This is a genomic window from Chitinophaga sp. H8, assembly GCF_040567655.1.
GTDB lineage: Bacteria > Bacteroidota > Bacteroidia > Chitinophagales > Chitinophagaceae > Chitinophaga > Chitinophaga defluvii.
The window spans coordinates 1,847,911-1,861,490 of the sequence record NZ_JBEXAC010000001.1; the positions used below are offsets into that span (position 1 = coordinate 1,847,911).

Genomic DNA, 13,580 nt, shown 5'->3' on the forward strand with positions numbered 1-13,580 from the left:
ATGAAAACACGTTTACGTGTGCTGCTGATGCAGGCATTGGCATTATCCTTACTTGGAGCTCCATTGGTTGCCCAGGACCTGGCCACCAATAATAACCGGAGTAATGCGCCAGCCTCCAACAGCCAGATAGAAGAAATGTCCCTCAAACGCGCACTGCAGCAAACCGAATCCAGATTTAGTGTTTCTATAGCTTATAAAAGCGAACTGATAAAAAATAAAAAGGTACGTATTGACCTCAGTATCTGTCAAACGCCGGAAGATGCGCTGCATAAAGCCCTGGGGCAATTTGACCTGTCGTTTGAAAAAGTAAGGGAACATTTTTATCTCATCACGGAAAAGAAACGGGCAGAGGCTGTTCCTGCTCATCTGCTGAGTGGTGTACAGCGTACCTTGCGCGGTAAAGTAACAGATAAAAGTGGTAACGGCCTGGTGGGCGTTACCCTTAAAATAAAAGGAACCAACACCGGCACCGTCAGTACGGGTGATGGTACTTTCTCACTCTCCATTGCAGGTACCGGCAATGAAGTATTGGAAGCCTCCTATATTGGATATGCCACACAGGAAATACCGGTAGGCAATCAACAGGTGATCAATATCACCCTATTGGAAGGCAATAGTGTGCTGAATGAAGTGATTGTCACTGGTTATACCTCTCAGCGCAGAAAAGACCTCACTGGTGCAATCAGTGTGGTACGGTTGGATGATATGACCAAACAACCGAGTGGCCTGGTAGTAAACCAATTACAGGGACAGGCATCCGGTGTTACGATTATCGGATCCGGACAGCCAGGGGAAGAACCGCTGGTACATATCCGTGGGGTCAATACTTTTGGTACCAACACCCCATTATATGTAGTGGATGGAGTACCTACGCAAAGTATCAATGACCTGAACCCGAATGATATTGCCTCATTACAGGTGCTTAAAGATGCGGGTGCAGCCTCTATTTATGGCTCCCGTGCTTCTAATGGGGTGATTATCATTACCACCAAAAAAGGCAGTGGTAAAGTAACCGTACAGTATGATGCCTACTATGGCCGTCAATACCCTAAAGGTGGGAATGTATGGAACACCCTCAACCCGCAGGAAATGGCCAATCTGAAATGGATGACCCTGCGGAATTCCAATGAAGAGCTGGCAGATACGCTCTATGGCAGAGGGGCACAGCCTGTATTGCCGGATTACCTGAATCCCGTAGGATTAAAAGAAGGTGATCCCCGCACTAATCCGGACCTGTATTATATTAATCCGGATTATACTTCTGCAGATGATTATAACAACTTCTACCGTATTACGAGAGCAAATAAAGCAGGTACAGACTGGTATCATGAAATATTCCGGCCGGCTCCGATTACCAGTCACAATATATCTGTAAGCGGTGGCGGTGATAAAGGCAACTACCTGTTTTCTTTCAATTATTTTAATCAGCAGGGCACACTGATGAATACCTATCTGAAAAGATATACCATCCGCTCCAACAGCCAGTTTAATATCAGCAAAGGTATCCGCATTGGCCAGAACCTGGCCGTGTCAGTTACTGATAATCCTACCATCAGCCCGTTGAGTGCAGATAATGCTATTGGCATGGCTTTCCGGGAGCAACCTATTATTCCGGTATATGACATCAAAGGGAATTTTGCGGGCACTTCCACCATTGGTTTAGGAGATGGCGCCAATCCGGTAGCTACACAATACCGTACCCGCAATGACAGGGGGCAGGCAAATCGTGTGCTGGGCAATGTATATGCAGATGTTGACTTCCTGGATTATTTTACCCTGCATTCCAGTTTTGGTGGAGAAATATACTCCAACTGGAACCATACTTTTACTTACCCACAGTATGAGAATAAGGAAAACAGTTCTGTAAACTCTTACAATGAAACGAACAATAACGGATATAACTGGACCTGGACGAACACCCTTACCTTCCACAAGATATTTGCGAATGCCCACGACCTGAAGGTACTGGTAGGGACAGAGGCATATGATGAACGCACCAGGACACAGGGAGGTACCACCCTGGACTATTTTTCCTTTGATCCGATTTTTGTAGATAATGGCACGGGCTCCGGTGGACAAACCATTACTGCTACCAGAACATCCGAAGGCCTGGCTTCGCTGATAGGCCGCGTGGACTATGCCTTCCGCGAAAAGTACCTGTTAAGTGCTACCATTCGCCGGGATGGATCCTCCAAATTTGGCCCTAACAGCCGTTATGGTTGGTTCCCTGCATTCAGCGCTGCCTGGCGCGTTTCTCAGGAACCATTCATGAAAAATGTGTCCTGGATCAATGATCTGAAACTGCGTGGTGGCTGGGGAATCATGGGTAATCAACTGAATCTTAGTGCAGGTAATGCGTTCTCCCTTTTTGGTGGAAATAAGAATACCTCCTTTTATGACCTGAGAGGCACTAACAATAGTATACTGCAGGGATTCCAGCAGTTCCAGATCGCTAACCCTGATGCCAGGTGGGAAAAGGATATTAATGCCAACATTGGTATTGATGCCAGTTTATTTGGCGGAAAACTGGATATAGCTGCCGACTATTATGAAAAGAATATTACCGATCTGCTTTACAATCCTGAATTGCCAGGTTCTTATGGAACCGCACCGCCACCATTTGTAAATGTGGCTAACATGAAGAATAACGGGATAGACATCACGGTAGGCTCACATACCAATATTACCAGGGATCTGAAACTGGATGCAACACTTACTTTTACTACTTATAAGAACAGGATTGTTAAACTGGCTGATGGCGTGGATTACTTTGAAGAAGACGGTCGCCGGCTGGAAGGCAGCAAAATTATACGTAATGCTGCCGGCCATCCTGTATCCTCTTTTTATGGTTACCAGGTAATTGGTTTCTGGAATGATGAGGCCGAAATAGAGGCCGCTAATAAAGAAGCTCAGGAGGCTACCAAAAATCCTGATGCAGAATACCAGACAGAGGCAGGTGTAGGACGTTTCCGCTATGCAGATATTAATCACGACGGGCAGATCAATGGTGATGACCGTACTTTTCTGGGAAATCCCAATCCTAAGATCTCTTATGGCATCAACCTGGGATTTACCTATAAGAACTTTGACTTCAGCATTTTTCTCTATGGGGTACATGGTAACCAGATATGGAATAATATCCGGTGGTGGATGGACTTCCCCGGGCCTTTTGAAGGGGCAAAGAGTAAAACAGCTTTGTACGATTCCTGGCTGCCTGACCGCAAAAATGCAAGGGCTCCTATTCAGGAAAGCGCCAGTACTTTCAGTACTAACAATGTTCCCAATTCTTACTTTGTTGAAAATGGTGCTTACCTGAGAGCGAAGAATATCCAATTGGGATACACTTTCCCGAAGAATATGCTCAGCAGGATAAGAGTAGAAAGGCTGCGTATTTATGTGCAGGCAGCCAACCTGTTTACCATTACCAAATATACAGGCATGGATCCTGAAATTGGTGGTAGCGGCGTCACTGATTATGGTATTGATGATGGTGCTTATCCCAGCCAGCGCCAGTTCCTGGCAGGTATCAATCTGAGCTTCTGATCATCATTTGTAAACATTAAAAAAGTCTGCGATGAAAACAACGCGTAAAAATATATTCATGTTTGGGATGATAGCTATCTGCCTGTTGTCCAACTCCTGTAGTAAAAGCTTTCTGGAACGTACTCCGCCAGGTGCACTGGATGAAGCTTTGCTGGCTAATAAAAAAGGTATTGGCGTATTATTAATTGGTGTGTATGGTGCATTGGATGGCCAGGACTATGTAGATGGGGATATGGTAAATCTGGCTGGTGGTAGTGGTTACGCCGTATCTCCGGATAACTGGATTTATGGTAGTGTATGTGGTGGAGATGCACATAAGGGCAGTGATGCAGGAGATTCTCCGGCAACACTGGCCATCGCCCGTTTTTCCACTGATGCCAACAATGGTTATTTCAGTGATAAATGGCGGGTTAACTATGAAGGGATTGCCCGTGCCAATACAGTGCTTCGTGTATTGGAGAAAGTAAAGGATATGACAGATGATGAAAAGAAAGAAGCCGCGGCGGAAGCGCGTTTCCTGCGTGGCCATTATTACTTTGATCTGCACAAGATGTTTAACAAGGTACCCTGGATAGATGAGCATGCCACTGATTATAAAGCGAAAAATGATAAAGAGATTTTATCCCTTATACGGGAGGATCTGAAATTTGCCATGGACAACCTGCATGAAACACAGGAAGAAGTAGGAAGACCTAATAAGTGGGCAGCTGCCTGTTACCTGGCCAAAGTATTTATGTTTGATCACAAGTATCAGGAAGCAAAACCACTTTTTGACCAGATCACTACCCAGGGCGTAAATGCCAAGGGAGAACAATACGAGCTGGTTAATTTTGAAAACAACTTTGATGCTGCCACAGAAAATAACTCAGAGTCTGTTTTTTCTATCCAATACGATGCGATGGACAATTCCGGTACTTCTGCAAATGCCAACCAGGGTAATATGTTGAACTACCCTTATAATGGACCTTTTAGTTGTTGCGGATTTTATCAGCCTACTTTTGATTTGGTGAATTCATTTGTAACCAATGCACAGGGATTACCATACCTGGATAATTACAATACACACAATCCGGCAGTAGAATCTGTTGATCCCCGCCTTGACTGGACAGTAGGGCGCCTGGGTATTCCTTACCTGGATTGGGGCAATCATCCCGGAGCCGTATGGTCACGTGAAGAATCTTCCGCCGGGCCGTTTTCGCCTAAGAAAAATGTATACTGGCAGGCTACACAGGACAAATATTATGATCCCCGTGGCTGGGCTCCCGGTAATGCAATCAATTACAACCTGATCCGCTATGCGGATGTATTATTGCTGGCAGCGGAGTGTGAAGCACAATTGCAGAGCCTGGACAAAGCGCAGGGCTATGTAAATATGGTGAGAAACCGTGCCGCCAAACCCACAGGCTGGGTGCATACCTATCTCGATCCGGCCCAGCCCATGAAAGGATTTACAAACATTCCGGCAGGTAATTATAAAGTAGCGCCATATCCTGATGGTAACTTTGCCGCCGGCGGAAAAGAATATGCTTTAAAAGCCATTTATTTTGAACGTAAACTGGAGCTGGCAATGGAAGGACACCGTTTCTTTGACCTGGTACGCTGGGGAATTGCAGATAAAACCCTGAATGCATTTTTCCAGTATGAGGGTACCAAGGTGACAGATGTAAGAGGAGCCAGCTTTACCAAAGGTACCAATGAGTATTTCCCGATTCCGCAAAGGCAGATCGATCTGACTACCAAAGGAGGCGAAAATACCCTTACCCAGAACCCTGGTTACCATTAACCTATCCGCATAGTTCAGTTTTAATACCACAAAAGCCTCATTCCCGGAAAAGGAATGGGGCTTTTGTTTGTACCTATTCACTAAAGTACCGTATTGTCAGGAGAGGACTTCGGGATAATTGTATTTATATATTATATTTGATAATGTAATGAAAGAGTGCGGGTGGTTTAATATTTTAGCGCTCACTGTGGAGGCAATGTGCATGCAACAAGGGGATGAAAAAATATGGATACAGGCGATCAACCGGAAAGAAAAGGAAGGTTTTTCCCGCCTGTACCGGCATTATTATCAGGCACTTTGTGCCTACGCCTACAATTTTATGACCGATTTTCATATCAGCGAAGAGCTGGTACAGGACCTGTTCCTCAAGCTTTGGGAAAAAGACCTGGCATTTGAGGACCTCGTTCATGTACGTAGCTATTTGTATAAATCCCTGGCTAACGCATGCCGTAATGCCCTGGAATCCCGTAAAGTGAGGGAAATGCACGCTCCCCGTATTGCTACCCTGTATGAAGAGGTCTTTCATAATGATTTCCTGGAAAGAGAAGAAGAGAAAATTACCCTTTTAAGGGCCATTGCTACTTTACCGGAACAATGCCGGAAAGTATTTGAGTTAAGCCGCTTCGAAGAGCTGAAGCACCGTGAAATAGCTACCCAACTGGATATTTCTGAACGTACTGTTGAAAAGCATATTGGGGTGGCATTAAAAAAACTAAAAGCATTATTGGGAGGGAGATAACCCCTGCCTTTTACTAATCTACTAGTGGCAGCTTCCTACAAGCAATTGTCCAATGGGTATTTTATACAAGGATAATGAGCTTTGCCATAATTTCTACCTTTTATATTTTTTTTGAAATGACTACGGGTATTTGCCTGTTAACCTGTATTAGTATATATAGTAAGTCAAACCATCCATGATGTATCAACCTGGTGAAACAGAAATATCGCTTGTAATACAGTTCCTGAAAAACCCGCAGGATCCTTTGCTACAAAAGCAAATAGCCGCTTTTAAAGCACAAGGACCGGCGCAGGAAAATTATGTAAATGAGATGCTGGAGGCCTGGGAAGGGGCAGGGGAGGTGAAGCCGCATTACCAGTTTGTATTGAAAAATTCAGGTTTGCCTTTTCTGGAAGAAGAGGCGGCTATATTACCAGGCCAAACAGCCAGCCCAACACGGTTACGAGCCATATGGCGCTGGACAGCCGGGGTGGCAGCGGCTACTTTATTAGCGGTAGCCGGAACATGGTACTATCAGCAGCAGGCTGTGCAAGAACTTACATATACCAATCATTCCAGGCAGGTAGATTCCCTGATCCTGGCTGATGGGACGAAGGTATTTCTTAACAAAGGTGCCGTAGTCAGGTACCCATCACGCTTTAAGGGCAGCAAACGTGAAGTAGCACTGCTTAGCGGCGAAGCATATTTCGACATCAACCCCAATGCGGCCATGCCTTTTGAGGTAAAACTGGATGAACAGTCGGCTGTAAAAGTACTGGGTACTACCTTTAATATTTTTCGTTCCGGCACATTTACAGAAGTATATGTAAGTAGCGGTAAAGTAGCCTTAACTGCTGCCAATGGGGAGGAGGCAGTACTGACCGCTAATATGGAAGGCGTGTTAAGGGACCAAAATAGTAAAATCAGTGTACGGACGCTGGAGGGAAGCTCACGGATGGCCTGGAAAACAGGTAAACTGTATTTTGATAATCTGAGCATGGCGGATGTACTGACAGCTATTGAACGATATTATGGAGTGAAGTTTGACGTTAAATACAAAGCTATTCTGCATGAAAAGCTAACAGCAGATTTTGAACAGGAAGGACTGGAACATATACTACTATTGATAGAACAGACATACGATGTTCATATTATAACTGGCGGAGATAATACTTATATCATACAACATAAGTAAACGCCAGCATTCAAAAAGGAGTTACAACAGAATAAAACCAAAAAACTAGCGGGAAGATTTTCAGCCAAATATAATTACCAAAATCAAATACCAACCAATATGTGGAAAGAAGGGTTGCCTATACACCTGTGTGGGAAGTTATTCTCATGGAAAAAAGGAATCATTATTGCCGGTACGGCACTTTTACTGCAATCACCTGTATGGGCGCAATATGCCCCTAATAAGCCTATTACTTTGCATGTGGAGGAGCAACCACTGGCCACTGTATTAAAGCAGATTGAAAAGCAGGCTGGTATCCGGTTTGTATACGATGGGAATACCCGCGAAAAGATGCATAAGGTGACCCTGCACATTACTGCGCAACCATTGGAAAAAACGTTGGAACAGCTATTAAAAAAGCATCAGCTTGTTTACACCGTAGCCGGCAATCAGGTGATCCTGAAGGCGGGAGATGATCCGCAGGTAATACAGCAATGGTTGGTAAATGGCCGTGTAGCCATTCAGGAAGGTGGAAGAAATACTTACCTGCCAGGTATCACCGTAAGGGAAAAGAAGAGTGGCCGTGTTACGTTAACAGATGTAGACGGGCGCTATTCGCTCCTGCTTTCAGAAGGAGGTAACTCAGCAATCATATTTACTTATGTTGGGTATAAGCCACAGGAAGTAATGGTGAATGGCCGTCATGAAATAAATGTCGCGCTGGAAGAATCTGCCGAAGCGCTGAAAGAAGTTGTGGTAACCGGTTATCAAACATTAAAACGGGTAAATACTACCGGGTCTTTTGCAACTATCACTACAGCTGAATTGGAACAGCGTAACAGCATCAGCCTGAATCGTATACTGGAAGGTACGGTAGCTGGATTAAGCCTTTATAAAAATGATGTGCAGATCAGAGGTGGAAGTTCACTTTTTGCCGGTACACGCCCCTTATTTGTAGTAGATGGTTTTGAAGTTGCTAACCTGCCCGAGAACCTGAATGATATAGCTAATATCACAGTACTGAAGGATGCCGCTGCAGCAGCTATCTGGGGAGCGCGTGCAGCCAATGGGGTAGTAGTGGTAACTACGAAGAGGGGTAAAGAGGGCAAGCTGCGGGTAGATTATGCTGCAAACTTATACCTTACTTCCAAACCAGATTATAACCAGCTTCATCGTGCGGATGCGGCAGCACTGATTGACTATGAAAAGGAAGGATATGATAAGGAATATATTAAACAATATATGTTTGATGGTGGCAAATATGGTTATTCTCAATCTTACGACGCTTTTCTGGAATATGACCGGGGAAATATAACACTGGAGGAACGTGATGCCAGACTTAATGCCTTGTCTAAGTTATCTAATAAAAAACAGGTGAATGATTACCTGCTTCGTACAGGTGTACGACAAAATCATTATCTGTCATTATCTGGTGGCAGTGATAAATTTCAGTTTTTCGTATCTGGTAGTTATGATAAATCCGGTTCTCAATATGTGAGCGACAAATCGGAGAATATGGCACTGAACTCCAGGACTACCTATCAGATAATCCCCCGCCTGAAATTACGCACAGACATTAACGCGATATACAATAATCAACAGCCTGGATATGATGTGGCCGGAGCTATCTATAATATGTGGCCTTATCAGCAATTGCTGGACAGCAAAGGAGATTATGTGTATGATTATTCCAGCTTCAACAAAATAGAAAATGACCGTCTTGTAAAAGAAGGCTATTATGATAATGGGGAGAATGTATTAGAAGAATCCAGGCTGACGAATAACAGAATTTCAACTTTTGGATTGCGTACCCGCTTTGGAATAGATCTTAACATCCTCAAGGGATTGGACCTTACAACTGACTTTCAGTATGAAAAGAATAGTCAGACAGGGAAGAATTTTGCTGACCCCCAGTCTGCTGGTGCCCGTCAGTTAATCAACCAGTTTACTACCCAGGAATTTGATCCTGCCACTAATACCTTAAAGAACATCTACAACCTGCCAAGAGGGACTATTTTTGATCAGTCCCAGGCTTATAGCAAATAATTTTGCCGTGCGGGGGCAACTGAACTATACCCGTTATTTTAACCAGCGTACGCATTACGTTAATGTTATTGGTGGTGCGGAGGTGAAGAAGTTTATTGCGGAAAGTAATACCCAGCGTAAGATGGGGTATAATGATGATCTGCTAAGCTGGCAATACCTGAATGCAGAGAAACTGGCCAAAGGTATTGAATGGTGGGATGGAACGAGGTATACCTATGACGTCACCAGTTATGATAGATTTGGATTTACAGACAACCGGGAGGCTTCTTTTTATTCTTCCGCTGTTTATACTTATAAAGAAAAATATACTGCCAGCGGAAGCTTCCGTATTGATCAGTCTAACTTATTTGGTACAGACCCCAAGTATAAAAGAACACCGTTGTGGTCTACAGGACTGAGCTGGAATATTTCTAATGAACCTTTCTTTCAATCTGGTATAGTATCCAATCTGGTACTGCGTGGTACGTATGGTCTTACAGGTAATTTTGACAGAAGCACCAGCCCCTTCCTGATAGCAAGCCGTTTGTACAATAATGTGGTGCAGGATTACATCTCCAGCATTAGTACACCTCCTAATCCCAAGTTACGCTGGGAACGTACGCGTACGGCAAATATTGGTGTAGATGTGGCATTGTTGAAAGGCCGTGTATCCGCTTCTGTGGAAGGGTATTTTAAAAGAAGTTATGACCTGTTAGGGCAAATTGTAATGGACCCTACCAATGGATTCCCCAGTGGGCGTATCAATGCAGCCGATCTCAGAAATAATGGAATAGAAACATCTATTAATGCCTATATAATACAGGGCCGTCATTTTAGCTGGCAAACCACCCTTAATCTGGCATATAATGATAATAAGATCACTAAAAATAATGTTACAGACAGCGATCCGGTAATAGGTCGTGTATTGCCTTCTTCCGGCATAGGCAGCCAGCGTTTTGTAGAAGGCTATGCCCGTGAAGGACTCTGGAGCTATGCCTGGGCGGGACTGGATGAAAAAGGAGGCCCACTTACCTATGATGAAAAAGGTGAAAAGATCAATACACCTGTATTTGCTTCCCTTGTATATAGTGGTAACATACGCCCTATGTATACTGGTGGATGGAGCAATACCTTCAGTTATAAAGGGTTACAGGCATCGTTTTTCCTGGTATTTAATGCAGGTCATGTGTTTCGCCGGGAATACCCTTCAATGAATCCATGGGACACCAACCCTCAAACCAATGAGCTGATTGCAGATAGATGGCGTAAACCAGGCGATGAAGCTAAAACAGATGTAGCAGGGATTCCCTTTATGGAAGACTTCACTGATTCACGCGAACGGATGGTGAAATATTCTTCCAATAGCGTACTTAACGGAGGTTTCGTAAGACTGCGTGAAATACAGCTGAGCTATGGACTACCTGCAGGTATATTAAAACAGACTCCTTTGCGTGCACTGAGCATTACAGCGCAGGCAAATAATATCCATATCTGGACAAAGAATAAGTACCACCTGGATCCTGAAGCAATAGACCCGGTGGCAGGTACTTACAACCTGACCGAACCTACTGTGTTCACTTTTGGGCTTCGGGCATCGTTTTAATCATTCTTAAACAGATCGTAACATGAACATCAAAAAATATATACTCGCCCTTTTTATACCTGCCGCACTTTGCAGTTGTGATAAATATCTCGATGTAAAACCCAAAGGCAAACTTATTCCCAAGACATTGCAGGACTTTGACGAAATGGGAGGGCATCCTACGTTGTTATCAGCAGGGAACGCCTATGCAGAGCAAATGACAGATGATTATTACATGACAGATGATAGGTTAGTATCCACTATTACCAGCCGGACGGGTAAGTCTTATCTGTGGATGAAGGACTTATTACGTCAGGAAGATGATGACAGTGAGTGGAACGGCCCTTACAAGAATATTTATACACTGAATCTTATTTTACAGGAAATAGAAAAGCTGCCGGAGGATGCACAGGGAGATCGTAAAAGGATACGAGGGGAGGCATTGCTGAACCGTGCTTTTGCTTACTGGACATTAGTGAATCTCTATGCCAAAGACTATAATGCAGCTACTGCTGCAACAGATGAAGGGGTACCCTTGTCATTAGCAACAGATCTGGAAGCGGCATTACCACGTAGCAGTGTAGCTGCTGTATATGACCTGATCCTAAAAGATGTAACAGCAGCCATTACTTTGCTGCCATCTACTTCTAAAAATGTGTACCGGGTAAATAAAATAGGGGCTTATGCACTGGCTGCAAGAGTTCACCTTTCTATGAAAAATTACAAGGACGCTTACAAAAATGCGTCCCTTGCATTGGCAGAAAAAAGCAACCTGCTGGATTTTAATACCTATAGTTTTAAAGTACCAGCCAAACCTTTTAGCGGTATCAATAACCGTCCGCTCAATATTGACAACCCGGAGAATGTACTGTATCGTACTTCTAATTTTTCTACTATTGTCAATAACTCACTGATCAATCCGGATTTGCTGGCAGTGCTGGGTGAAAAAGACCTGCGATATGTGTTCAGTTATACCCGTCTGGACAGACTAGGGGCCCCTTCTCCGGAACCATTCCCATTGTTCCTGAACCAGGAAATGAATTACAGCATAGGTGTTCCTGAACTGATGCTGATCAAAGCGGAATGTGCTGCACGTGATGGTAATAAAGAGGAGGCCGTGCAGTTACTTAATACCTTGCGAAAGAAAAGGTTCAGACCAGCAGATTATGAGGATCTGACTGCCGCTACTCCGGAAGTTGCTCTTACACTAACCATAGCTGAGCGCCGCAGGGAGCTGGTATTTAAAGGATTGCGCTGGTTTGATCTGAAGCGCCTGAATCAGGAAGACCGCTTTAAAAAGACATTACAGCGCATCTATAAAGGAGAAACCTATACGCTGGAGCCTGGTTCTCCAAGATACGTATTACCTATTGCACCAAAAATATTGCTGCTAAACCCCAATATTACACAAAACCCCCGGTAGGAAAAGAATAAGATAATGAAACTGCGAAGTATAGTCGCATAAAACGGAAAACATGAAAAGAAAGTCATTGATACTACTGCTCACCGGGGTGATGGCCTGCTCTTCCTGGAGCTTGGCGCAACAAAAGCGGGGTCTTCTGTTAAAGGATGCTACTATTGTGGATGGAGATGCTTTTATGAAACCCCGAAAAGGCTCCCTGTTAATTAAAGATGGGGTAATTGCCGGTGTTTTTATTGGTAATGACCAACTTCCGAAGGAAGTAGACAGCGTGGTAGATTGCAAGGGGAAGTATATCACACCGGGGTTGATAGATGGCCACGTCCACCTGGCAACAGGTGACTTGAGCGATCGGAAAAAAGCCATGGACGGTATAGAAAAGGTATTGGCCAATATGTTGCGCCATGGTATTACTACCGTCAGGGATATGGCAGGGGATGCCGTGACACTGGCAGCCTATAAAAGAGCATCAGAATGGCAGCAGATACCTGCACCGGCTATTTTCTATGCTGCGCAGTTTGCCGGACCATCTTACTTTGAAATGGTAAAGCGTCCCGGAGATATAAATGGAAATGCACTTTTGGGTGCTACTCCCTGGTATTGCAGCATCACAGATACGACCAATATTGAGTTGGCTATTGCAGCTGCCAAAGGAGCAGGGGTATCGGGGATCAAGGTATATGCGGATCTTTCTGCAGCACAGATCCTGGCCATCACCAAAGCTGCACATGCACAGGGAATACAGGTATGGAGCCATGCGGCGGTATTTCCTGCCAAACCATCTGCTGTGGCAAAAGCAGGGGTAAACAGCATGTCCCATAGTAATGACCTTATTTTTGAACAGCTGGCCGGAGATACAATTGAGATAGGTAATGCCTGGGAACAGGTATACAAAGGACTGAAAGCTGATTGGGCCAAACAGGATAAACTGCTGTTGGAGATGAAAGCCAATGGAACTTTCCTGGATGCTACCGTATTTCATGCAGAGAATAATAAGATGGTAAATGCAGTATTGATTACTGCCAGAGCTCACCAATTGGGAGTGAAGATCGTTGCTGGTACAGACTGGATATACCCGGAAGAAAATGCACCGGTACCTCTGTTGGATGAACTGCTGGTGCTGGCAAAAAAGTGTGGAATGTCTAATAGCGAGGTACTGCAGAGTGTTACCCTGAATAATGCCCGTGTAACAGGTTTACAGGACCGGGGAGCAGTTAAAAAAGGCTTACGGGCAGATCTGTTGCTGATCGATGGTGATCCTTTAAAGGATTTATCGTTTCTTTTTTCACCCTCACTGGTCATGAAAGCCGGTAAGATTTATAAATACTAATAGCT

8 protein-coding genes are annotated in these 13,580 nt (G+C 44.3%); all 8 read left to right on the top strand.

Annotated elements, in window-relative coordinates:
• On the top strand, window positions 1-3,543 hold the full coding sequence (locus ABR189_RS06975; RefSeq protein ID WP_354659744.1) for a SusC/RagA family TonB-linked outer membrane protein: 3,543 nt from the start codon (window positions 1-3) through the stop codon (window positions 3,541-3,543).
• Window positions 3,544-3,574: 31 nt separating this feature from the next.
• A complete protein-coding gene (locus ABR189_RS06980) occupies window positions 3,575-5,326 on the top strand; it encodes a RagB/SusD family nutrient uptake outer membrane protein (RefSeq protein WP_354659745.1) in 1,752 nt (583 codons plus the stop codon).
• A gap of 196 nt (window positions 5,327-5,522) precedes the next feature.
• Window positions 5,523-6,065: an RNA polymerase sigma-70 factor gene (locus ABR189_RS06985; RefSeq protein ID WP_354661080.1), complete on the top strand. Its 543-nt coding sequence runs from the start codon at window positions 5,523-5,525 to the stop codon at window positions 6,063-6,065.
• A gap of 175 nt (window positions 6,066-6,240) precedes the next feature.
• Window positions 6,241-7,239, top strand: coding sequence for a FecR family protein (locus tag ABR189_RS06990; protein ID WP_354659746.1), 999 nt, complete (start codon window positions 6,241-6,243; stop codon window positions 7,237-7,239).
• Between the two features lie 99 nt (window positions 7,240-7,338).
• Window positions 7,339-9,264 carry a SusC/RagA family TonB-linked outer membrane protein gene (locus ABR189_RS06995; RefSeq protein ID WP_354659747.1) on the top strand — a complete coding sequence of 642 codons (1,926 nt, stop codon included), beginning with the start codon at window positions 7,339-7,341 and terminating at the stop codon, window positions 9,262-9,264.
• A 7-nt stretch (window positions 9,265-9,271) separates the two neighbouring features.
• Window positions 9,272-10,846, top strand: a complete 1,575-nt coding sequence (locus ABR189_RS07000) for a SusC/RagA family TonB-linked outer membrane protein (protein WP_354659748.1) — start codon at window positions 9,272-9,274, stop codon at window positions 10,844-10,846.
• Window positions 10,847-10,868: 22 nt separating this feature from the next.
• Window positions 10,869-12,248 carry a RagB/SusD family nutrient uptake outer membrane protein gene (locus tag ABR189_RS07005; protein WP_354659749.1) on the top strand — a complete coding sequence of 460 codons (1,380 nt, stop codon included), beginning with the start codon at window positions 10,869-10,871 and terminating at the stop codon, window positions 12,246-12,248.
• Between the two features lie 52 nt (window positions 12,249-12,300).
• Entirely contained in the window at window positions 12,301-13,575 is a 1,275-nt protein-coding gene (locus ABR189_RS07010; protein ID WP_354659750.1) for an amidohydrolase family protein, read from the top strand.
• Window positions 13,576-13,580 lie beyond the last annotated feature (5 nt).